The organism is Burkholderia sp. PR2 (assembly GCF_052372875.1).
Lineage (GTDB): Bacteria > Pseudomonadota > Gammaproteobacteria > Burkholderiales > Burkholderiaceae > Burkholderia > Burkholderia diffusa.
The window spans coordinates 1054199-1076526 of the sequence record NZ_JBQRWH010000001.1; the positions used below are offsets into that span (position 1 = coordinate 1054199).

The 22328-nt window shown below is 67.8% G+C and carries 18 protein-coding genes; 8 read left to right on the forward strand and 10 right to left on the reverse strand.

Annotation, left to right across the window (positions count from 1 at the left end; genetic code table 11):
- Nucleotides 1-130 precede the first annotated feature (130 nt).
- The 9 genes from ACT2FV_RS04595 to ACT2FV_RS04635 all read right to left on the reverse strand — a co-directional run bounded on the left by ACT2FV_RS04595 (nucleotide 131) and on the right by ACT2FV_RS04635 (nucleotide 11318).
- Entirely contained in the window at nucleotides 131-1576 is a 1446-nt protein-coding gene (locus ACT2FV_RS04595; RefSeq protein WP_151047932.1) for an NAD-dependent succinate-semialdehyde dehydrogenase, read from the reverse strand.
- Between the two features lie 162 nt (nucleotides 1577-1738).
- A complete protein-coding gene (locus ACT2FV_RS04600; RefSeq protein WP_151047931.1) occupies nucleotides 1739-3058 on the reverse strand; it encodes a c-type cytochrome in 1320 nt (439 codons plus the stop codon).
- Between the two features lie 15 nt (nucleotides 3059-3073).
- Nucleotides 3074-5308, reverse strand: coding sequence for a xanthine dehydrogenase family protein molybdopterin-binding subunit (locus ACT2FV_RS04605; RefSeq protein ID WP_151047930.1), 2235 nt, complete (start codon nucleotides 5306-5308; stop codon nucleotides 3074-3076).
- Between the two features lies 1 nt (nucleotide 5309).
- Nucleotides 5310-5765, reverse strand: a complete 456-nt coding sequence (locus ACT2FV_RS04610) for a (2Fe-2S)-binding protein (protein ID WP_059525474.1) — start codon at nucleotides 5763-5765, stop codon at nucleotides 5310-5312.
- Between the two features lie 141 nt (nucleotides 5766-5906).
- Nucleotides 5907-6206, reverse strand: a complete 300-nt coding sequence (locus tag ACT2FV_RS04615) for a putative quinol monooxygenase (protein ID WP_044843118.1) — start codon at nucleotides 6204-6206, stop codon at nucleotides 5907-5909.
- Nucleotides 6207-6299: 93 nt separating this feature from the next.
- Nucleotides 6300-7358 (reverse strand): NADP-dependent oxidoreductase, encoded by a 1059-nt coding sequence (locus ACT2FV_RS04620; RefSeq protein WP_444503334.1) that lies wholly within the window; start codon nucleotides 7356-7358, stop codon nucleotides 6300-6302.
- 201 nt (nucleotides 7359-7559) lie between these two features.
- Nucleotides 7560-8180, reverse strand: a complete 621-nt coding sequence (locus tag ACT2FV_RS04625) for a TetR/AcrR family transcriptional regulator (RefSeq protein ID WP_059599458.1) — start codon at nucleotides 8178-8180, stop codon at nucleotides 7560-7562.
- A 123-nt stretch (nucleotides 8181-8303) separates the two neighbouring features.
- Nucleotides 8304-9314: a DNA-binding protein gene (locus tag ACT2FV_RS04630; protein ID WP_444503335.1), complete on the reverse strand. Its 1011-nt coding sequence runs from the start codon at nucleotides 9312-9314 to the stop codon at nucleotides 8304-8306.
- Between the two features lie 813 nt (nucleotides 9315-10127).
- Nucleotides 10128-11318 carry a helix-turn-helix transcriptional regulator gene (locus tag ACT2FV_RS04635; RefSeq protein ID WP_444503336.1) on the reverse strand — a complete coding sequence of 397 codons (1191 nt, stop codon included), beginning with the start codon at nucleotides 11316-11318 and terminating at the stop codon, nucleotides 10128-10130.
- Between the two features lie 281 nt (nucleotides 11319-11599).
- Between ACT2FV_RS04635 and ACT2FV_RS04640 the strand changes: the two genes are divergently transcribed.
- From ACT2FV_RS04640 to ACT2FV_RS04660, 5 genes are all read left to right on the forward strand, one after another.
- The gene (locus ACT2FV_RS04640) at nucleotides 11600-12538 is read left to right on the forward strand and encodes an alpha/beta hydrolase (RefSeq protein WP_444503337.1); all 939 of its coding nucleotides are present in this window, start codon (nucleotides 11600-11602) and stop codon (nucleotides 12536-12538) included.
- Nucleotides 12535-13659: a bifunctional 3,4-dihydroxy-2-butanone-4-phosphate synthase/GTP cyclohydrolase II gene (gene ribBA / locus ACT2FV_RS04645; protein ID WP_444503338.1), complete on the forward strand. Its 1125-nt coding sequence runs from the start codon at nucleotides 12535-12537 to the stop codon at nucleotides 13657-13659. Before ACT2FV_RS04640 ends, ribBA begins: the two co-directional genes overlap by 4 nt.
- A gap of 172 nt (nucleotides 13660-13831) precedes the next feature.
- Nucleotides 13832-14245: a helix-turn-helix domain-containing protein gene (locus ACT2FV_RS04650; RefSeq protein ID WP_124623999.1), complete on the forward strand. Its 414-nt coding sequence runs from the start codon at nucleotides 13832-13834 to the stop codon at nucleotides 14243-14245.
- 2 nt (nucleotides 14246-14247) lie between these two features.
- Nucleotides 14248-15582 carry a type II toxin-antitoxin system HipA family toxin gene (locus tag ACT2FV_RS04655; protein ID WP_444503339.1) on the forward strand — a complete coding sequence of 445 codons (1335 nt, stop codon included), beginning with the start codon at nucleotides 14248-14250 and terminating at the stop codon, nucleotides 15580-15582.
- A 104-nt stretch (nucleotides 15583-15686) separates the two neighbouring features.
- A complete protein-coding gene (locus tag ACT2FV_RS04660) occupies nucleotides 15687-16922 on the forward strand; it encodes an NADH:flavin oxidoreductase (RefSeq protein ID WP_124623995.1) in 1236 nt (411 codons plus the stop codon).
- A 46-nt stretch (nucleotides 16923-16968) separates the two neighbouring features.
- Here the strand turns inward: ACT2FV_RS04660 and ACT2FV_RS04665 are convergent, their stop codons facing one another.
- Nucleotides 16969-18096 carry a 4-hydroxyphenylpyruvate dioxygenase family protein gene (locus ACT2FV_RS04665; RefSeq protein ID WP_124623993.1) on the reverse strand — a complete coding sequence of 376 codons (1128 nt, stop codon included), beginning with the start codon at nucleotides 18094-18096 and terminating at the stop codon, nucleotides 16969-16971.
- A 357-nt stretch (nucleotides 18097-18453) separates the two neighbouring features.
- On the opposite strand from ACT2FV_RS04665, the gene shiA reads away from it, so the two are divergent.
- The 3 genes from shiA to ACT2FV_RS04680 all read left to right on the forward strand — a co-directional run bounded on the left by shiA (nucleotide 18454) and on the right by ACT2FV_RS04680 (nucleotide 22312).
- Nucleotides 18454-19761 carry a shikimate transporter gene (gene shiA, locus ACT2FV_RS04670; protein ID WP_124623991.1) on the forward strand — a complete coding sequence of 436 codons (1308 nt, stop codon included), beginning with the start codon at nucleotides 18454-18456 and terminating at the stop codon, nucleotides 19759-19761.
- A gap of 210 nt (nucleotides 19762-19971) precedes the next feature.
- Nucleotides 19972-21273, forward strand: a complete 1302-nt coding sequence (locus tag ACT2FV_RS04675) for a UDP-N-acetylglucosamine 1-carboxyvinyltransferase (RefSeq protein ID WP_059599449.1) — start codon at nucleotides 19972-19974, stop codon at nucleotides 21271-21273.
- Nucleotides 21274-21541: 268 nt separating this feature from the next.
- Entirely contained in the window at nucleotides 21542-22312 is a 771-nt protein-coding gene (locus ACT2FV_RS04680; RefSeq protein WP_151047903.1) for an IclR family transcriptional regulator domain-containing protein, read from the forward strand.
- The last annotated feature ends 16 nt before the right edge of the window (nucleotides 22313-22328 follow it).

The window sequence follows — 22328 nt, forward strand, 5'->3', positions numbered from 1 at the left end:
CGCGCGAAGCCGACTGCCAAGACTGCCATCGACGCAGAAATGACAAAGCCGGGCAGAACGCCCGGCCTTCGGCAACGATATGGCGCGTGCGCGCCGCGCAAACGGCGGCACGCTCGCGCTCGAATGGTCGTCAGACCGCCATCACCGTCACCGACTTCGTGACGAGGTACGGTTCCAGCGCTTCCGGCCCGCCTTCCGACCCGTAGCCCGAATCCTTCACGCCGCCGAACGGCATTTCCGGCCACGGCGTCGCGGGCTGGTTGATCCACAGCATCCCGACTTCCAGGCGCTGCGTCAGCAGGTGCACGTTCGCGAACGAACGCGTGAACGCATAGCCGGCCAGTCCGAACGGCAGACGGTTCGCTTCGGCGATCGCGTCCTCGAGCTTGTCGAAACCGCGGATCGCCGCGACCGGGCCGAACGGCTCGTTGTTGAACACGTCCGCTTCGAGCGGCACGTTCGCGATCACGGTCGGCGCGAAGAAGTTGCCTTCCGAGCCGATCCGTTCGCCGCCGGTCTCGATGCTCGCGCCGACCTTGCGCGCGTTCTCGACGACCGACGCCATCGCGGTCAGCCGGCGCGGATTCGCCAGCGCGCCGAGCGTCGTGCCTTCCTCGAGGCCGTTGCCGACCTTCAGCCCCTTCGCATGCTGGACCAGCGCGCGCGTGAATTCGTCGCGAATGCTGTTGTGCACGAGGAAACGCGTCGGCGAAATGCACACCTGGCCGGCGTTGCGGAACTTCGCGCCACCGGCGGCCTTCACCGCCAGCGCGACATCCGCGTCCTCGGCGACGATCACCGGCGCGTGGCCGCCCAGTTCCATCGTCGCGCGCTTCATGTGCTGGCCCGCGAGCGACGCGAGCTGCTTGCCGACCGGCGTCGAGCCCGTGAACGTCACCTTGCGGATCACCGGGTGCGGAATCAGGTAAGACGAGATTTCGGCGGGATCGCCGTACACGAGACCGATCACACCGGCCGGCACGCCCGCGTCGACGAACGCGCGCAGCAGCGCGGCCGGCGACGCCGGCGTTTCTTCCGGCGCCTTCACGAGGAACGAGCAGCCGGTCGCGAGCGCGGCGCTCAGCTTGCGCACGACCTGGTTGACCGGGAAATTCCACGGCGTGAACGCCGCGACCGGACCGACCGGCTCCTTCACGACGGTCTGCTGCGCGCCGAGATTGCGCGGCGGGACGATCCGGCCGTACACGCGGCGGCCTTCATCCGCGAACCATTCGATGATGTCGGCTGCCGACAGCACTTCGACACGCGCTTCCGTCAGCGGCTTGCCCTGCTCCTGCGTCATCAGCTGCGCGATCGTGTCGGCGCGCTCGCGCACCAGCGCGGCCGCCTTGCGCATCGTCGCCGCGCGCTCGTGCGCGGGCACCTTGCGCCATGCTTCGAAACCGCGCTGCGCCGCGGCCAGCGCGCGGTCGAGATCGGCGATGCCCGCGTGGGCCACCTTGCCGATCGTCTTGCCCGTCGCCGGGTTCACGACATCGATCGTCTTGCCGCTCGCGGCGTCGACCCACTCGCCGTCGATCAGCAGTTGTGTATCCGTATAAGTCACGTTAGCCATCCAGACACCCCAGTTTTGCGTTCGATAAAACGCGCGCTGCCGCGAACGGCCGCGCGCCGGTTGACAGAAAGCACTGCGTTGCCGGGCGCCCTGCACCCGGCAACGTTCGACGACGCGCACGCGGCGCGCATGCCCGTCGTCATCCGCCACGCACGGCCGCGCTCAGCGCGCAGCCGCCGTCGCCTTGCGGAGTTTCGCGACGTCCACCGCCTGCACGGCCGGCGCGCCATTGTTCCAGCCGGCGCGCATGAACGTCAGCACGTCGGCGATCTGCTGGTCGTTCAGCTGATTCGCGAACGCCGGCATCGGATACGCGGACGGCACGCCGCCGATCACGAGCGACTCGCTGCCGTTCAACGTTACGTTGATCAGCGACGATGCATCGGTCTCGAGCACGTTCGGGTTGCCCGCGAGCGGTGCGAGCAGCGGCGCGTAGCCGCGACCGTCCGCGCCATGGCAATTCAGGCAGTAAGCGTTATACACCTTTGCACCCGGATCGTTCGCCGGCCGGCCCAACGCGACCTGCGTCGGCTTCGGATCATAACGGTAAGGCGGCGCGCCCGTGCCACCCGCCGCCGGCAGCGATTTCAAATAGCGGGACATCGCCGCGAGATCGTCGTCGTTCAGTTCCTGCGTGCTGTGGTTGATCACGCTGACCATCGAGCCGAACGCGGTCGCATGCTGGTTCGCGCCGGTCTTCAGGAATTGCACGACATCCGCATCGCTCCATCGGCCGAGCCCGGTATTGTGCTCGCCGGTCAGGTTCGACGCGAACCAGTTGTCGATCGGCGCGCCCGACAGGAACGCCGAGCCGCTTTCGTCCAGCGCCTTCTCCTGGAAGCCGACGCCGCGCGGCGTATGGCACGACCCGCAATGCCCGAGCCCCTGCACGAGGTACGCGCCGCGGTTCCACATCGCATCCTTCGCCGGCTTGTCGGTATATGGCGTCGTGTCGAGGAACACCGCGTTCCACAGCGCCAGCGGCCAGCGCATGTTGAGCGGCCACGGAATGTCGGACGCACGGTTCGCCTGCTTCACCGGCTCGACGCCATGCATGAAGTACGCGTAAAGCGCCTTCACGTCGTCGTCGCGCAGCTTTGCGTACGACGGATACGGCATCGCCGGATACAGGTGATGGCCATCCTTCGCGACACCCGAGCGCAGCGCGCCCGCGAACTCGGCCTCCGTATAGCCGCCGATGCCCGTGTCCGGGTCGGGCGTGATGTTGGTCGTGTAGATCGCGCCCATCGGCGTGATCATCTTCAGGCCGCCGGCGAACGGCGCGCCGCGCGGCGCGGTGTGGCACGCCACGCAATCGCCGGCCTTCGCGAGATACGCGCCGCGTGCGAGCAGCGCGCTGTCGGCGGGCGCCGTTTGCGCGGCATGCGCCGCCGTGCCGGCCATCAGCGCGGACAGCGCGATCAACGATGCGCCAAGCGTGCGAGCGGCGCGATTCAGACTGTTCGGGGTGAGGTTTCGCATGTTCGTTCTCTCCCCTCAGGCCGTCTTCAGCTGGTTGCCGACCGGGAGCTTGCGCAGCCGCGTGCCGGTCGCCGCGAAGATCGCGTTGGACAGTGCCGCCGCGGTCGCAGCGGTGCCCGGTTCGCCGATTCCGCCCGGCGCCTCGGCGCTCTTCACGAGATGCACCTCGATCGGCGGCGTCTCGTTGATGCGCATCATCCGGTAGTCGGTGAAGTTGCTCTGCACGACGCGGCCATCCTCGATCGTGATCTCGCCATACAGCGCGCCCGTGATCCCGAAGATGATGCCGCCCTGCACCTGCGCCTCGATCGTGCCCGGATTCACGGCCATCCCGCAGTCGACCGCGCACACGGCACGCTTGACCTGCACTTCGCCGCCCTCCACCGCGACATCGATGACGATCGAGAAGAAGCTGCCGAACGCGTGCATCACCGATACGCCGCGCCCTTGCCCCTTCGGCAGCGGCGCGCCCCATCCCGCCGCCTTCGTCGCGACGTCGAGCACGTTCAGCGCGCGCGGCGTCTTGCCGAGCAGCGCGCGGCGATATTGCACGGGATCGGTCTTGGTCTGCGCGGCCAGTTCGTCGATAAAGCTCTCGACGACGAAGGTGCTGCGCGTCGGGCCGACGCCGCGCCAGAATGCGGTCGGCACGTGACGCGGCTCCTGCCGCACGTAATCGATCAACTGGTTCGGCAGGTCGTACGGCAGGTCGGTCGCGACTTCGACCGCGTCGGGATCGACGCCGTCCTTGAACGCCGGCGGTGCGAAGCGCGCGAGGATCGACGAACCGACGATCCGGTGCTGCCACGCGACCGGCTTGCCGTTCGCGTCGAGGCCGGCCGAAATCCGGTCGTAGTAGTACGGCCGATACATGTCGTGCTGGATGTCTTCCTCGCGGGTCCAGACGACCTTCACCGGCGCGTTGACCTGCTTGGCGATCTTCACGGCCTGGCCGATCATGTCCGTTTCGAGCCGCCGGCCGAAACCGCCGCCGAGCAGGTGGTTGTGCACGACGATCTTCTCCGGCGGAAAGCTCGTGAGCCGCTGCACGGTGTCGACCGCGCGCGTCGGCACCTGCGTGCCGACCCAGATCTCGCAGCCGTCGCCGCGCACGTGCACCGTGCAGTTCACCGGCTCCATCGTTGCGTGCGCAAGGAGCGGCTGTTCATAGACGGCGTCGATGCGGGTCTTCGCGCCAGCGAACGCCTTGCCGACGTCGCCGTCCTTGCGCGCGACCGCGCCCTTCCCGTTCGCGGCGGCCTGCGCGAGATCGGCGACGATGTCCTTGGTCGACACCTTCGCGCCCGCGCCTTCGTTCCACTTCACGACGAGCGCCGACGCGCCGCGCTTCGCGGCCCACGTGTGATCGCCGACCACCGCGACCGCGTTGTCCGCGCGCACGACCTGACGCACGCCCGGAATCTTCTTCGCGGCCGTATCGTCGACGCTCGCGACCGTGCCGCCGAACACCGGGCTGTTCACGATCACCGCGTACAGCATGCCGGGCAGACGCACGTCGAGCCCGAACTGCGCGGTGCCGTCGACCTTCTCCGGCGAATCGAGCCGCTTCACCGGCTTGCCGATCAGCTTGAAATCGGCCGGCTGCTTCAGCGCGACGTCCTTCGGCACCGGCAGCTTCGACGCGGCGTCCGCGAGCTGGCCGTACGATGCGCGCCGGCCGCTCGGGATGTGCCGCACTTCGCCGTTTTCCGCCCGGCAGGTGGCCGGATCGACGCTCCATTGCTTCGCCGCCGCGGAAACCAGCAGCGTGCGCGCGGTCGCACCCGCGCGGCGCAGCGGTTCCCACGCGTAGCGCACCGACGTCGAGCCGCCCGTCAACTGGCCGCCGAGCAGCGGATCGAGGAACAGCTTCTCGTTGGGCGGCGCATGGTCGAGCGTGACGTTCGACAGCGGCACCTCCAGTTCCTCGGCGATCAGCATCGGCAGCGCCGTGTAGACGCCTTGCCCCATCTCGACCTTCGGCATCACCAGCGTGACCTTGCCGCTGCGGTCGATCTGCACGAACGCGTTCGGTGCGAATACGCCGGCGCGCGCACTTTCGTCCGCATCGCCGCCGATCACCGAGCGCCGTGCGTCATCGCCCGCCGCCGGCATGCTGAAACCGAGCAGCAAGCCGCCGCCCGCCGCCGCGCCGAGCGACATGCCAGCCTTCAGAAACGAACGGCGCGACATGCCGGCGCCGGCCGCTTGCCCGGCGACCTTGCCTGCTTCGATCAGTCCTCGCGACATGTCACGCTCCCTTCGCGGCTTGCTTGACGGCCGCGCGAATCCGGTTGTACGTGCCGCAGCGGCAGATGTTGCCGGCCATTGCCGCGTCGATGTCGGCGTCGCTCGGGTTCGGGTTCGATGCGATCAGCGCCGTGGCCGCCATCACCTGCCCGGACTGGCAGTAGCCGCACTGGACGACGTCGAGCTCGCGCCACGCTTCCTGAACCTTCTGCCCGGCCGGCGTCGCGCCGACGGCTTCGATCGTCGTGATCCTGCGGCCCGCGACGGCCGCGACGGGCAGCACGCACGAGCGCGCGGCAACGCCGTCGAGATGGACGGTGCACGCGCCGCATTGCGCGATCCCGCAGCCGAATTTCGTGCCGGTCAGGCCCACGACGTCACGCAGGACCCACAGCAGGGGCATGTCGTCGGGGGCGTCGACCGTGCGGTTCTCGCCGTTGATGTTGAGGGTGACCATTCAGACTCCGGGGCCGGTGTGTTGGGGAAGCGGCGCGAACGATCCGCTGCGCCGCGTTGTCGTTGTCATTGCCGTCGCGTCATGCGTGACGGTTGCCGCGCGGCCCGGGCTCGAGCGAGCCGCGACGACGGTGCCGCGCCGTCACTCGGCCACGTCGATGCCCGACAGCACCTTGATGACGGGCGGCGCCGCGAACCAGTCGGCCGACTTCACGCGGAATTCGGTGAAATGCGGGCTGGCGAGATGCGCGTCGAACGCGGCCTGGTCGTCGTAGATCTCGTACAGGTGCAGGTTCGGCGAACCGTCCTGCTCGCGGAACAGGTCATAGCGCCGGTTGCCCGGTTCGACGCGCGTCTTGGCGACCATGCTGCGCAATTCGGCCTCGGCGGCCTGCGCGTGTTCGGGTTTCAGGAACAGGGAAGCAATCACGTGAAGCGCCATCTTGTCACTCCTTTCGAAACGGAATCGAGCATGCCACAAGCTGGCGTCTCGCGACGCCAGCGTGCAATCGTTGTGTGTCGTCTTGCGCCGGTGTCAGGCCAGTTCGTCCGGACCCACGCGCACGACGACCTTGCCGAAATTCTTGCCGGCGAGCAAGCCGATCAGTGCTTGCGGTGCTTCGGCGAGGTCGGGGACCACATCTTCGAGCGTCTTCACCTTGCCCTGCGCGACCCACTCGCTCATCTCCTTCAGGAACGGCGCATAGCCGGTCGCATAGTGATCCAGAATGATGAACCCCTGCATGCGGATGCGCTTGCGCAGGATCGTGCCCACCAGCGCCGGCACGCGGTCGCGGCCGCCCGATACCGCGGTGTCGTCGTACGCCGCGTCGTTGTAATGCGCGATGATTCCGCACACCGGCACGCGCGCATGATCGTTGAGCAGCGGCCACACCGCGTCGAACACGGCACCGCCGACGTTCTCGAAATAGACGTCGATGCCGTTCGGGCAGGCGGCCTTCAGTTTCTCTGCAAATTGCGGATCGCGGTGATCGACGCACTCGTCGAAGCCGAGCGTGTCCTTCACGTACGCGACCTTGTTTGCGCCGCCCGCGACGCCGACCACGCGGCAGCCCTTCAGCTTCGCGATCTGGCCGACCACCGCGCCGACGGCCCCGCTCGCGGCGGCCACGACCACGGTTTCGCCCGCCTTCGGCTCGCCGATCTTCAGCAGCCCGGTGTACGCGGTGAACCCCGGCATGCCGAGCACGCCGAGCGCATGCGACGGATGCGGGAAGTCGCGGCCGAGCGCAATGAGGTCGCTGCCGTCGGACAGCGAATAGTCCTGCCAGCCGCCGCCCGCGACGACCAGGTCGCCTTCGCGATACGCGGGCAGGTTCGATGCCACGACACGGCTGACCGTGCCGCCGACCATTACGTCGCCTAGCGGGACCGGCGGTGCATACGACGGCGCGTCGCTCATCCGGCCGCGCATGTACGGGTCGAGCGACAGCCAGACCGTGCGCAACAGCACCTGGCCGGCGCCGGGCACCGGCACGTCGAGGGTCTCGGTACGGAAGTCGTTCGGGGTGGGCGCGCCGACCGGGCGCGCGTTCAGGATGATTCTGCGGTTTGCTGCCTTGCTTTGCGGCATGGGAACCTCCGTCAACAGGAAGGGACGTGCACCGGGCACGATCGGATCAACTTGGACAACTTTGATGCGAGGCTGCGGGCCGTGCCGGCCAGTCGGCCGGCGGAGCCGCAGCCTTACGGGTAAAGCAACGGGATTTCAGTGTAAGTAGACCAGTCGTCTAGTATTCACCCAAAAAACAAGGCGCGCCTGCGCGCGCCCACGTTACGACTGCGCTCCGTCCGGCTCGAAGGACGGCAGGTTCAGCATCCGCCGTGTTTCGAGCATCGCGCGTTCGAGCGGTTTGCGGTTCCGGTGAATCTTCTCCAGCAGCGTCGCACCCAGCCACAGCTCGTAAAGGATCGCGGCCGTATGCGCCGGATCGTCGACGCCGCTCAGCGAACCGTCGGCCAGCCCTGCCTCGATCCCGCCCGCGAGCCGCTCGATGATCTGGCCGGTGCCGCGCCGCAGCACCGCGCGCATTGCCTCCGACAGATCGGACACTTCCGCGCCGAGCTTCACCGCGAGGCACTTGCCTTCCGGATCGTCCGCGCACTGCGTGTGCAGCCAGTTGCCCCAGTACGTCATCAGGCGTTGCGCGCCCGTGCCGGCCTGACGGCCGAGCAGGTTGTCGAGATGCTCGAGATAGCCTTCGAAATACGATTCGAGCAGCGCCTCGCCGAACGCCTCCTTCGAGCCGAAGTAATGGTAAAACGAGCCCTTCGGGATGCCCGCCGCGGCGAGAATCTCGTTCAGACCGACCGCCGAGAACCCCTTGTGGAGCATGATCGGCTTCGCGATGTTCAGAATGTGCTGGCGGACTTCCGCGCCTGAAGATGCATTCATGATGGCGTATCTTAGCAACGATTAGACCGGTCGTCTAGAATCGTCGAGCCGGCAAGTTGAGCGGCACTTTACCCGAATCGCACCGCGTCGCGGATGCGTTATCGCCGAACCGTGGCGCCCATGTCACGCGGGTTTGGGAACGCGCTTCCTGGCGACCGGTTTCGCCGCACGCGGACCGCCGCCCGCCGGCCGACCGGGCGCCCTGCGCACGGGGGCGCGTGATGCGCGTTCGGCACGCAATGCGTCGAGTTCACCGACATACGCGGCATTGGCCGCGCGAGCGCCGTCGAGCTGGCCTTCAAGCACCCCGCAGCGGTGCTGCGTGTCGGCCAATTGCGCCTGCAGCGCCGCGAGATCCTTGCGGTGCTGCGTATCGCGCTGTTCGGCGCGCGTCGCGGCCGCATCGAGTTCCTTTTGAACGCGCGCGGCCGCGAGCCGTTCGCGGTCGATCTCCTGAAGCGCCCGTTTCTCCGATGCTCGCAAGCGTTCCTCCGCCCGGCCCGCGTCGTCGCGCAGCCGGTCGAGCTGCGAGGTGAAATCGGCGCGCGCTTGCGCCAGCGCACGATCGGCGTCTGCATTGTCGGACTTCAGCCGTTCGACTTCCGCCTGCAGCGCGCGGTGCGACGCTTCGTCCGCCGCCCTTGCCTGCTCGAGCTCCTGGATGCGCACCTGGGCCGCCAGCAACGCGCTCGTGCGGTGCTCCAACGCGATTTCGGTACGGGACAGGTCGGTTTGCAATGCAGCGACCTCCGCCTTCGCCGCCGCTCGTTCGGCGTCGACTTCGGCGCGCAGTGCATCGAGCGCTGCGGCGGCATCGGCAGTCGAGCGAGTCCACAACGCGGCGACGAGCTCGCCGGCCGCAGCCTGCAGGTCAGCCGGCAAGTCGGGATGCTCGATGCGCACACGACTCTTCTCCCTCAACTCGGCCCAGAACTCGCCGAGAACCGCTGTCGGCGTGCTCATGCTGCCCTTGCGCACGAGCTGGTACAGGCGGTTCGCGGTGGGCGTGATGCCGAAGCGGAAGAACATCAATGCGCAGACCTCGCGATACAGCTCGCGGGTTTTCGGGAAATCGGCCTTCAGGCGGTCGATTTCGGCGATCAGGCGGGATTCGTCGGCAGCGAGGTCGGACATGGCGGGTTGCGTCGATAATTTTTTCGAATAATATAACGTAAACCGTTAGATATCCAATCATCAGTCGCGGTTGATTTGACATTATTTCTATAATGTTGAGATCAATGGTCGGCGTTTGGCATCGCGGTGCGCAGTTGGTCACTTCGCCTTCCCCCTCACTTGGTCGCCCAGCAAGACGCCGCTGCAACGATCCCGAAAAACCGCTTACCTTGCGAAATTGAAAGGTAGTCGCCCTGTTTTGCCGGTGCACCGATGAAAAATGGAAGGGCGGCGCCGGCGAATACCTGGTGCCGATGATGCGCACGCTGCCGCTCACAAGCAGGCAGCGTCGCTCATCGCGCTTCGGCGCTCCATTGAGCGGCCTACCTCGATGGCGCGATAGCGTCATGCGGTGCCGCCGAATGCACTACCAAATGGACGCGCGCTGTAATTTTTCAGCGAGATCGAAAGCGATGCGCGTCGTCGTTGCTCGCCGCGCTCGCGATCGGTGCACGCGGGATCCGCACCGGCATCGGGCTCATCCGGCGCGGCTGTGCGTCGTGGCCGGCATTGGTCGGCATTGGTCGGCATTGGTCGGCATTGGCCGATTGCGCGTATCGCTCGACGCGAGGGTCGTGAACGCGGGCCGCCGCGCCGGCCGTTGACCCGCCGATACTCGTGATCGGCGGCACGGAATGAAGAAGAGGCTCGCGCGGTGCGAGCCTCGTTTGCATGATGTCGCCATCACCGTGTCGCGCGCAACGCATCGGCCGATGCCGACGTGTCGCCGGGCGAACGCATCCGTTGCCGATGCGGCGGCTTCGACTGCGCCGCTTACCCGAGCGGCACGACACTCCCGAGCAGGATCCGCACGAGCGTCGCCTGGCGCGTGACGCCCGTCTTCGAGAAGATCGCACGCAGGTGCGTGCGCGCCGTGTTCTTGCTGATTCCCGATTCGTCCGCGGCCTCCTCCAGCGTCAGCCCGTTGGTCAGCAGCAGCGCGAGCGACGTCTCGGCCGGCGTCAGGTCGAACAGCTTGCGGATGATTTCCTGCGCGCCCTGCGGCTTGCGGTCGGGGTCGCGCAGAAACAGCGTGACGGCCGGCCGGCGCTTGTTGTCCTCCGACCAGTCGGACAGCAGCACGGTGCGCACCAGCAGCCCGAGACGCGGCTTGTCGAAACTGCGCGTGATCGGCATCGCCTCGACGGTCGCCGCAGCCGTGCCGTGATGTCCCATCACCGCGTGGCGGATCAGCCGCTTGAGCGTGCGGTTCTCCTGCGCATCGGTCGCCTCGATCGTGCCGCGCGCAATCGTCAGACCATTGTTCTGCTTCAGGATCTCGTCGGCGACGCTGTTCATGTCGATGATCGTGCCGTTCTCGTCGAGCGTGATCGTGCCGATCTGCATCCGGTTGATCGCATTCGCATAGATCGACCGCTCTACCTCGGCCGTGTCGAGCCGCGAATGGAGCTCGACCGCGCGCTTCAGGTGCGGCAGCAGGAGCGCGCAGATCGCCTTGTCGCGCGCGGAGAACTGCTTCGACGCATGGTTGCGGCACACGCGGAACCGGCACTCGACACCCGACGGCGTGCGCAGGTCCGCGCCGAGGATGTAGCGCACGTCCTGCGGCTTCAGGAACTGCTTGTACAGCTCGCTCGACAGCCAGCCCGTATCGCCGAACACGTCGTCGACCGTGACCACGCGATCGGCCGGCAGGCCGACGAACGGGTCGAGCGAATAGTAGTAGTTGTTGTACGACGCCTCGCCGTCACCCGGCACGACCGGGCCGTATTCCGAAGCGTGCACGGACAGCGGCGCGCGGCGGTCGCTCGCAGCCGCGCGCAGGATCAGCGTCACGTAGTTGGCCTGCAGCAACCGGCGAACCAGCTCGAGCGCCCCCGCCCACGGCGGCGTTTCCAACGGTCCCTGGTAGATGCGCGCCATCAGCTCGCTGAAATCCGCGACGCCGATGCCGGCCTCCTCACTTGTTGACTGGCTCTCTTGCGGAGCCCATCTCGTCTCCATCAGCACGCTCCATCCTCCATGCAACTTGTATTCGGTGCGATTCATCCGCGCCGCCATGATTAAGACTCGTCTTAATTCCGGCGTCATCGGGACATTCACTGAATGGTGAGCTTTGGCCAATCGGACGCGCGAACCATCGTCCGATCGGATGATGTGGCGCCCTGCCCGCTGCGCTGGAATGCCCGTCAAGCCGTGCCGACAAGCGTCCGGCGCGGGCTCAGGGAAAACCGCGATGCGGGTTTACCTGATTCAGACCGCATCCGATTCAGACAGGAGTTCCAATGCCGCTCGACCCTCAGGCGCAGGCGCTGCTCGCCGCGCTCGCCCAAGCGCCCGCGATCGATTTCGATCAACTGACCGTGCCCGCGTACCGCGCGAGCCTCGCCGGAGGCAGCGCGTTCGCGCCCGGCGACGCGATTGCCGCCGAAGAGGACTGGCAGATCCCGGCACCGGGTCGTCAGTTATCCGCACGACTGTATCGGCCCGATGCCGACGGGCCGTTGCCGCTGACCGTGTTTTTCCACGGCGGCGGCTTCGTCGCGTGCGGTATCGACTCGCACGCGAACGTGTGCCGCAGTCTTGCCAGACGGGCGCGCACGCTCGTGCTGTCGGTCGATTACCGGCTCGCGCCCGAAGCGCGCTTCCCGGCGGCCGCGCAGGACGCATGCGATGCCGTGCGCTGGGCGGCCGCCAGTGCGCGCGATCTCGGCGCGCGCGCCGGTGCGATCGCCGTGGCCGGCGATAGCGCCGGCGGCAACCTGGCCGCGGTCGCCGCATTGCAGCTGCGCGGCTCGGGCATCGCGATCGCGCACCAGTTGCTGCTGTATCCGGTCGTCGATTGCGCGACCGAGCATCCGTCGTACGAATCGCTCGGTGAAGGCTATTTCCTGACGGCGGACGCGATGCGCTGGTTCAAGCGCCAGTATTTCGACGACGGCGCCGACCGCGCATCGCCGCTCGCGAGCCCGCTCGCGGTGGCGGGCCTGTCGGGCGCGGCGCCGGCCACGATCGTGAGCGCGGAATTCGATCCGTTGCGCGACGAGGCCGAAGCGTATGCACTGCGTCTCGCGCAGGCCGGCACGCCGGTCTCGCTCGTGCGCTGGCCGGGCCAGTTGCACGGCTTCGCGAGCATGCTCGGCGCGGTCGACGCGGCCGATCGCGTGCTGACCTTCGGCGCCGACGCGCTGCGCCGCGCATTCGATGCGACGGAGGCGCAATGACGCTCGCCACCACGCCGGAAATCGTCGACGAGCTGCGCGCGGGACGGATGGTCCTGCTGGTAGACGAAGAGGATCGCGAAAACGAGGGCGACCTCGTGATCGCGGCCGATCACGTGACGCCCGACGCGATCAACTTCATGGCGCGCTTCGGGCGCGGGCTGATCTGCCTGACGCTGACCGCCGAGCGCTGCGAGCAACTGCGCCTGCCGCCGATGGCCGACCACAACGGCACGCCGTTCGGCACCGCGTTCACCGTCAGCATCGAGGCGGCCGAAGGCGTGACGACCGGCATTTCCGCGGCCGATCGGGCGCGGACGATCCGCGCGGCGGTCCGTGCGGGCGCGCGCCCCGACGATCTCGTGCAGCCCGGCCACGTGTTTCCGATCGCCGCGCGCCCGGGCGGCGTGCTGGTGCGAGCCGGGCACACCGAGGCCGGCTGCGATCTCGCGGCGCTTGCCGGGCTCACGCCCGCGTCGGTGATCTGCGAGGTGATGAGCGACGACGGCACGATGGCGCGGCTGCCGGAGCTGAAGACGTTCGCCGCGCATCACGGGCTGAAGATCGGCACGATCGCGGACCTGATTCATTACCGCCGCGAGCACGAGTCGCTCGTCGAACGTGTCGGCGAGCGGCCGCTGCATACGCCGTGGGGCCGGTTCCGCGCGATCGAGTATCGCGACACCGTGCACGGCGCGCCGCATCTCGCGCTGGTGCGAGGCGAGCCCGATCCGTCGACGCCCGTGCTGACGCGCGTGCACGAATGCCATTCGCTGCTCGACCTGCTCGACGCGGAACCGTCCGCGCATTCGTGGCCGCTGCACGCGGCGCTGCAGCGGATCGATGCGGCCGGCTGCGGCGTCGCGGTGCTGCTCGACTGCGACATGCGCGGCGACGCGATGCGAACGCCCGCCGGCCACGCGCGCCGCGACGGCCGCGTGACGGGGATCGGATCGCAGATCCTGCGTAACCTCGGCGTGCGACGGCTGAACGTGCTGTCGAGCCCGTTCCGGCTGCCGGCGCTGTCGGGGCACGACCTGGAAATCATGGCGTTCATCCCGCTCGGCGACGACGATCCGGAAAGCGCGCGCGCCGCCCACGCGAGCCCGCTGCGGGCGGCGTGATGCCGAGCTGACGAGCGCGCACCGCCCGCCCTTTTACCGACCCACGGGTGTCCGCCTGACAGGCTATCGTTTGTTTTTATGAATTACAGTCTCGGGTTTGTATTTTGACGATACATACCATAGACTGTATTTTTCGATTACAAGCGATCGCCTGTCATTTCGCGGAGAGCCCATGCCATTCCCGGTCCAGACCTTGAGCCAGTTGCGCCCGATCCTCGTCGGCTTCCGGAAGTCGGCGGGGCTCACGCAGGCGCAGCTCGCCGCCCGCCTCGGCGTGACGCAACAGTCGTACGCGCAGCTCGAAGCCAATCCGTCCGCGGTCAGCATCGAACGGCTTTTCAAGGTGCTGAACGTGCTCGGTGTTCGCCTGACGCTCGTGCCGGGCACCCCGGACGACACAACGGTGCCCGACGACTCCACGCCAGCGCTCAAGCGCGCACCGGCCGCACGCGGCCGCTCGCCCGGTTCGTCGGATGTGCCGGCTCGCCCGCCGGCCGCCGCGAAGGCTCCATCCGCCGCCGCGCGGAAACGGTCTGCCGCGGCGACACCCGGCAAGTCTCGGAACCCCACGCGGGAGGACTGGTGACGATGGCCCGCCGTCCCCGCCACGACCGCCTCGATCTGTGGATGAACGGCATCCCGGTCGGATACTGGGAAGTCCGGCGCGGCATCGAGCGCCTCGTCTACCTGCCGGCATGGGTCGACGATCCGCAAGGGCGTCCGCTGTCGCTGTCGCTGCCGTTCACGCCGGGCAACCAGCCGCACCAGGGCGCGATCGTCGCCGATTACTTCGACAACCTGCTGCCGGACAGCCAGCCGATCCGCCGCCGCATCGCGCAGCGCTACCGGCTCGGGTCGACGGCGCCGTTCGAACTGCTCGCGTCGATCGGCCGCGATTGCGTCGGGGCGCTGCAGTTGCTGCCGCCGGACGAAACCCCGATCGACCTCGAATCGATCGACGGCACCGTGCTCGACGACGCGGCCGTGGCCGACGTGCTGCGCCACGCAACCGCCGCGCCGCTGCCCGGCCAAGCGGAGCCGGACGGCGAGCTGCGCCTGTCGATCGCCGGCGCGCAGGAAAAGACCGCGCTGCTGCGCGACGGCAAGCGCTGGCGGCTGCCGGCGGGCAGCACACCGACCACGCATATCTTCAAGCTGCCGCTGGGGCGTGTCGGAAACATGCAGGCCGACATGCGCACGTCGGTCGAGAACGAATGGCTGTGCTCGAAGATCGTCGCCGCATACGGCCTGCCCGTCGCCGCGTGCGATATCGGCCGGTTCGACGACCAGAAGGCGCTGATCGTCGAGCGCTTCGACCGCCGCCCGTCCCGCGACGGCACGTGGATCCTGCGGCTGCCGCAGGAGGACATGTGCCAGGCGACCGGCACGCCGTCGGGCGCCAAATACGAATCCGACGGCGGCCCGGGCATCGCGACGATCATGGGCATCCTCGCGAATTCCGCCGATGCCGCGCAGGACCGGAGGAATTTCTTCGTCACGCAGCTCGTGTTCTGGGTGCTCGCGGCCATCGACGGCCACGCGAAGAATTTCAGCATCGCGCACCTGCCGGGCAATACGTATCGCAGCACGCCGCTGTACGACGTGCTGTCCGCGCACCCGATCATCGGCACGCGACGCAACCAGCTGCCGCCGCGACGCGCACGGCTCGCGATGGCCGTATGCGGGAAGAATCGCCATTACGTGATCGGCGACATCCAGCCGCGTCACTGGATCGCGCAAGGCGCGCGCGTCGGTCTGACCGAACACGACGTGCGCGCGGCCATGGCCGATGTGGCCGCGCGCACCGAACCGGTGATCGCCGCCGTCGCGTCGGGGATTCCGGCGGATTTCCCGGCGGACGTGGCCGATGCGATCTTCGACGGGATGCGTCGTCAGGCACGCAAGCTGGGTACGACCGAGTAGGCGGTGCGGGCGCGGCCCCGGCGGCGGGTCATCCACGTGGACGATGCCGCCCCGCACCGACTCGGCACAATGGTCGCCGTGCCCATTCCCGACGCCCGCCCGACATGGAACCCGCCACGCTCGATACCGCGTTCAGCCCGCTGCAGATCGGTCCGCTGACGCTGCGCAACCGCCTGATCAAATCCGCGACCAACGAAGGGATGACGCCGAACGGCGTGCCGTCGCGCGCGCTCGTCGGGTTTCATGAGCGTATCGCCGCAGGCGGCGCCGCGCTGACGACCGTCGCGTACTGCGCGGTCAGCGACGATGGCCGCACGTTCGTCGACCAGGCGCGGCTCGATGCGCCGACGGTCCGGCAATTCCGCGCGCTGACCGACGCGGTCCATCGTCACGGCGCGGCGGCGTCCGCGCAGATCACGCATGGCGGCTGCTTCACGTTCCTGCCGTCGCTGTCGACGAAACGACCGTTGAGCGCATCCGGCGGCTTCAACAAGGTCGGCGTGATGAGTGGCCGTTTCCTGAAGCAGGCGATGACGCGCGACCAGATGACCGCGATCGCCGACGAATTCGCACGAGCGGCGCGACATGCGCGCGACGCGGGCTTCGACGCGGTCGAGATCCACATGGGACACGGTTATCTGCTGAGCCAGTTCCTCTCGCCGCTGTACAACCGTCGTCGCGACGCGTACGGCGGCGATGCGGCGCGCCGCGCGGCGTTTCCCGTCGAGGTGCTGGGCCGCGTGCTCGATGCCGTCGGCCGCGATCTCGCCGTGGTCTGCAAGATCGGCGTGACCGAAGGCGTGCGCGGCGGCGGAACCGCCGACGACGCGTGCGAGATCGCGCGGCGGCTCGAGGCCGAGGGTGCGCACCTGCTGGTACTGAGCGGCGGGATGAACGTCGAGTCGGTGTGGCAGCTGTTCGGCAGCCCGCTGCCCGGCGATGCGCGCGCAAACGCCGACAACGCGATCGTGCGTGCGGCGATGACGCTGCAGAAGCTCACCGAGCCGAGGATGGGCGCATTTCGGGAGATGTATTTCCTCGAGCATTCGAAGCAGGTGCGAGCGGCCGTCCGGATGCCGCTCGCGTATCTCGGCGGCGTGCGTTCCCGCGAGAACGTCGCGCTGGCGATGCGCGAAGGATTCGATGCGGTGGCGCTCGCCCGCGCGCTCGTGTTCGAGCCGGACTTCGTGAACGAGCTGCACGGCGGCCGGCTCACGCAGTCGGGCTGCACGTCATGCAACCGCTGCGTCGTGTCGATGTACACGCCGGGTGGTACCGCGTGCGTGCTCAAGCCGCCGAACGACCCGGCGCCGAACCGCGTGCCGGCCGTGGGCGCTTGACGTTACTCAGCGGCTGATTTCGCGGTCACGATCGTGCGCCTGCCGCTCAGCCGGCGTCGCGGGCGCGCGCCAGCGCCGCGAGGTTCCCTTCACCGAATCCGTGGTGCCCCTGCCGCTGCACGATCTCGAAGAAGATCTCGCCGGGCCGGCGCTTGACGAAGGTCTGGAAGAACAGGCGCGGCACGCCATCGCTGCCGATCTCGCCATCGACCAGCACGGCGCGGCGGCGCAGCGCGTCGAGATCGACGCCGTGCCCCGGCAGCCGCGCATCGACTTCGTCGTAATAGCGCGCCGGCGGCTCGATGAATTCGACGCCGTTCGCGCGCAGCGCATCGACGCTCGCCAGGATGTCGTCGGTCGACAGCGCAACGTGCTGAACGCCTTCGCCCGGGTGGTCGGGCAGATACGCGTGCATCAGTTCGGTGCGCCGCGTGCCTTCCTCGTAGACCGGAATCCGCACCGCGCCGCAAGGTGACACCATCACGCGCGATTCTTCCGACACATGCCAGTGCGCGTCGATTTCGTGGATTTCGCGGAAGTGCAGCAGGTCGTGATAGAAGTCGAGCCACTCGCGCATGCGCCCCGCGCCGACCGTCTGCGTGAAGTGGTCGACCTGCTGCAGGCCCGTGCCGACGCAGTCGACATCGGTATGCGCGGTCGCGATGTCGATCGGCCGGAAATCGATGTCGAAGATCGAGATGTCGCCGACGCCGCCGCGCTGGCCGTCCCGCCCGCGCCAGCGGTCGACGAAATAGAGGTGCGAATCGCCGATCCCCTGGATCGCGGGAATCTTCAGCTCGCCGACCCCGATCCGCTCGCCCTCGAACGCCCACGCGCCGAGCTCGATCGCACGCTCGAACGCGCGGCGCGCGCTGGCCACGCGCAGCCCGATCGCGCAGACGCCCATCCCGTATTCCTCTGCATAGCGCGCGGCGAACGAATCGGGCTCGGCATTGATCAGGAACTGCATCTGTCCTTGCCGGTACAGCGTGACGTTCTTGCTCACATGGCGCGCGATCGCCTTGAACCCGAGCTGCTCGAAGCGTTGCGCAAGCGCGTCCGGCACCGGTGCCGCGAACTCGACGAATTCGAGTCCGGCCATCCCGAGCGGATTGGCGGCCGGATCGGCAACGGGCGGCGTATCGCTGGACAGGGGGTGGGAATTGCCGGGCATTCCAGTCTCCGGGGGCATGCGGTCGATGGGGATGACGCCCGGCGCGCGCGGCACGCCCGGCCGATGTGACGGCCGGACATCCGCCCGATTCGGGCGAGGTTTCGATGGTCCAGATTTTAACCAGATCGTTCACGGCGGCACACCCTGGCTGAACGGGATATTGGTGTCACGCCTAGTGCAAACCCGAAAATCGTTCGATAATCGCACACAACTGAACGATAATCGCGCATTTTGACCGATCGTCTAATTGCCGCCGTGCGGCGCGCGCCCTATTCTCCGTTCACCCATCGACTTCAATGCAGCATCGGACGCGGCGCCGCCACGCTTCCACGATGCGCCGTGCCAGGAGACACCACCATGACCACAACCTTCGCCACCCTCGACGCCGCTGCCGGCGCCCGCGCACGCAGCCAGGCCCGCAAGGCCGCGATCGGCAGCTTCGTCGGCGCCGTCGTCGACTGGTACGACTTCCTGCTGTACGGGATCGTCGCCGCACTCGTCTTCAATTCCGAATTCTTCCCGAAGGTCAGCCCGACCATGGGCACGCTCGCGGCTTTCGCGACCTTCGGCGTCGGCTTCCTGTTCCGCCCGCTCGGCGGTGTCGTGTTCGGCCATTACGGCGACCGGCTCGGCCGCAAGCGGATGCTCGTGCTGACCGTGATGCTGATGGGGCTGTCGACCGTCGCGATCGGCCTGCTGCCGACCTTCGCGTCGATCGGCTGGTGGGCGCCCGTGCTGCTCGTGCTGATGCGCGCGCTGCAAGGCTTCGCGGTGGGCGGCGAATGGGGCGGCGCGGCGCTGATGGCCGTCGAAAGCGCACCGAAGCAAAAAAAGGCGTTCTACAGCAGCGGCGTGCAGGTCGGCTACGGCGTCGGGCTCGTGCTCGCGACGGGCATCGTGTCGATCCTGAGCCATACCCTCGGCGAAGCCGCGTTCAAGGCCTGGGCCTGGCGCCTGCCGTTCGTGTTCAGCATCGTGCTGGTGCTGATCGGGCTGTGGGTCCGCAAGAGCATGGACGAGTCGCAGGAGTTCGTCGAGAAGGTCGAGCACGGCAACCGCAAGCTCCGCCTGCCGGTGCTGGAGGCACTGACGCGCCATCCGAAGGCGTTCCTGCTGATCGTCGCGCTGCGGCTCGCCGAGCTGTTCACGATGTATATCGTCACCGCGTTCGCGCTCAGCTATTCCACGTCGAACCTCGGCATGTCACGCGACCTGTTCCTGAACATCGGCCTGCTGGTCGGTGCGGTGAGCTGCGTGACGATCCCGTGCTTCGCGTGGCTCGCCGACCGCTTCGGCCTGCGCCGCATCTACCTGATCGGCGCAGTGATCGGCCTCGCGTCGGCGGTGCCGTTCTTCGTCGCGCTGGAATCGCGCTCGATCGCGTGGATCGTGGTCTTCTCGATCCTGCTGGCGAATGCCGCGCACGACATGGTCGTGAGCGTCCAGCAGCCGCTGTTCACCGAACTGTTCGGCGCCGAATACCGCTACAGCGGCGCAGGCGTCGGCTATCAGTTCGCGAGCGTCGTCGGCGGCGGGTTCACGCCGTTCATCGCGGTGGCGCTGGTAAGCGTGGCCGGCGGTTCGTGGCACCTCGTCGCGGGCTATCTCGCGGTGGGCTGCCTGATCTCGCTGGTGGTCGCCGCGCGCATGCGGGCGGCGCAGTGAGGCTATGACCGAATGGCCGGCCGCGATCCGCGCCGGCCATTTCCGCACCGACTGCCATCTCCGACCGGGCAAGGGAATCGCGCCCCGCCCAACGTCAAACACGGTCAATCCCGCGGGCAGAAGCCCCTTTTCCCCTCTGAACATTCCACACCCCCCGCCGACCAATGGCATCATATGGGCCTACGTCAGTCACAGATACGCCCCCATATCATGTCGAATCTCATCGTCCACGGCGGCACTCCGCTGCGCGGGGACATCAAGCCGTCCGCGAACAAGAACGCCGTCCTGCCGATTCTGTGCGCCACCCTGTTGAGCGATCAGCCGCTGCGCCTCGTCGGCGTGCCGGACATCACCGACGTGCGCAAGATCCTCGACATCTTCCGCACGCTCGGCAGCGACGTGTCGGTCGACTTCACGACAGGCATTCTCGATCTCCACCATCGCAACACGACGTTCGACCCGGCCGTTCACCGCCTGCCCGAGGCGATGCGCTCGTCGATCATGCTGATTCCGCCGCTGCTCGCGCGCTTCGGTGTCGCGCGCCTCGAGAACGACGTGAAGGGCTGCACGCTCGGCGTGCGCGAAATCGATCCGCACGTCGAAGTGTTCGAGCGCTTCGGCGCGCACATCCAGCGCACGCCCGATTCGCTGATCGTCCGTGCCGACGGCCCGCTGACGGCCAACGATCACTGGCTCGACTACGCATCGGTGACGACCACCGAAAACTTCGCGCTGTGCGCGACGGCGGCAGGCGGCACGTCGACGCTGATGAATGCGGCCTCCGAGCCGCACGTGCAGGAGTTCTGCCAGTTCCTCGCGATGATCGGCGTCGCGATCGAAGGCATCGGCACGTCGCGCCTGTGCGTGACGGGCGGCGGCAAGCTCGGCGGCGGCGAATTCCGCTTCGCCGAGGATTTCCACGAAATCGCGACGTTCCTCGCGCTGGGTGCGATCACGGGCGGCGACATCACCGTGCGCAACTCGTCGCCGGAGCATTTCCCGCTGATCGACCGCACGTTCGCGAAGTTCGGCGTGCACGTCACACACCGCGATGGCTGGTCGCGCGCGGAACGCGACGGCCCGCTGCGCGTGCGGCGGCCGTTCACGCAGAACATCCTGACCAAGGTCGAAGCCGCGCCCTGGCCGTACCTGCCGGTCGACCTGCTGCCGATCTTCATCGCGCTCGGCGTGCGTGCGGAAGGCAGCGCGATGTTCTGGAACAAGGTCTACGACGGCGCGCTCGGCTGGTCCGGCGAACTGTCGAAGTTCGGCGCGCACGTGCTGCTGTCCGACCCGCACCGGCTGATCACGTTCGGCGGGCTGCAGCTGACGCCAGCGCGCGTCGAGAGCCCGTACATCATCCGCGTCGCGATCGCGCTGCTGATGGTGGCCGCGAGCATCGAAGGCCGCTCGGAAATCATGAACGCGCTGCCGATCCGGCGCGCGCACCCGCATTTCGTCGAAAATCTGCGTTCGGTCGGTGCGAACGTCGAGTGGACGAGCAGCGAGTAACGTCGATCCGGATGCGGCGTGGACGATGTCCGCGCCGCGTATCCTGTCCGCCCCACATTCATCGGACGCCCGGACAATCCGCCGGTCGGCCCTGACCAATCAGGGTCCCGCCACCAGCTCCAACCGGCCGTATCGTCGGCGCCCGGTACATTCCCCCACCTCGTCACCCATCGCACGTCCGGTCCATTGCTTTCGCTCGATCTTGGATCTGCGCGATAATCGCCCATTCCCGCGCGAACACCGCGCGCCCACCCGTGCGCCACCGACGATGAAAAAGCCCGACCTCGACCGACGCGACTGGATTGCCGGCCTCGAAAAGGGCCTGATGATCCTCGAAGCGTTCGACAGCCAGCATGCACGAATGACGCCCACCCAGGCGGCTGCCCGCACCGGTCTCACGCGCACGGCCGCGCGACGCTACCTGCTGACGCTCGAATCGCTCGGCTACGTGTACACCGACGGCAAGCTGTACGGCCTCACGCCGCGCGTGCTGCGGGTCGGCTGGTCGTACTTCGACTCGGCGCGCCTGCCGCGCACGGTCCAGCCGTATCTGCAGCAACTGAGCGCGTCGCTGAACGAATCGGCGTACGTGAGCGTGCTCGATGGCTGGGAACTCGTGTTCATCGCCCGCAACGGCGTGTCGCGCGTGATGACGACCGGCTTCGTGCTCGGCGCGCGCGTGCCCGCCCCGCTGACGTCGCCGGGCGTCGTGCTGCTCGCGCATCATCCGGATCGCGAGGCCGTCCGCGCTTGGCTCGACGACACCGCGCTCGCACCGTTTACGCCACACACGATCACCAACAAGGCACGCCTGCTCGAACAGGTCGATCACGCGCGCGACGCGGGCTTCGCGGTCATCGAACAGCAACTGCAGGTCGGCGTGCGCGGCATCGCGGTGCCGCTGAAGAACCGTCACGGCGAAGTCGTCGCCGCGCTGAGCACGAACATGCCGATCGGTGCCGAGTCGACCGACGCGGCCGTGCGGCGCGTGCTGCCGCATCTGCAGGAAGCCGCGCTCGCGATGCTGAACGTGCTTTAGGGATTCATGCAAGCGG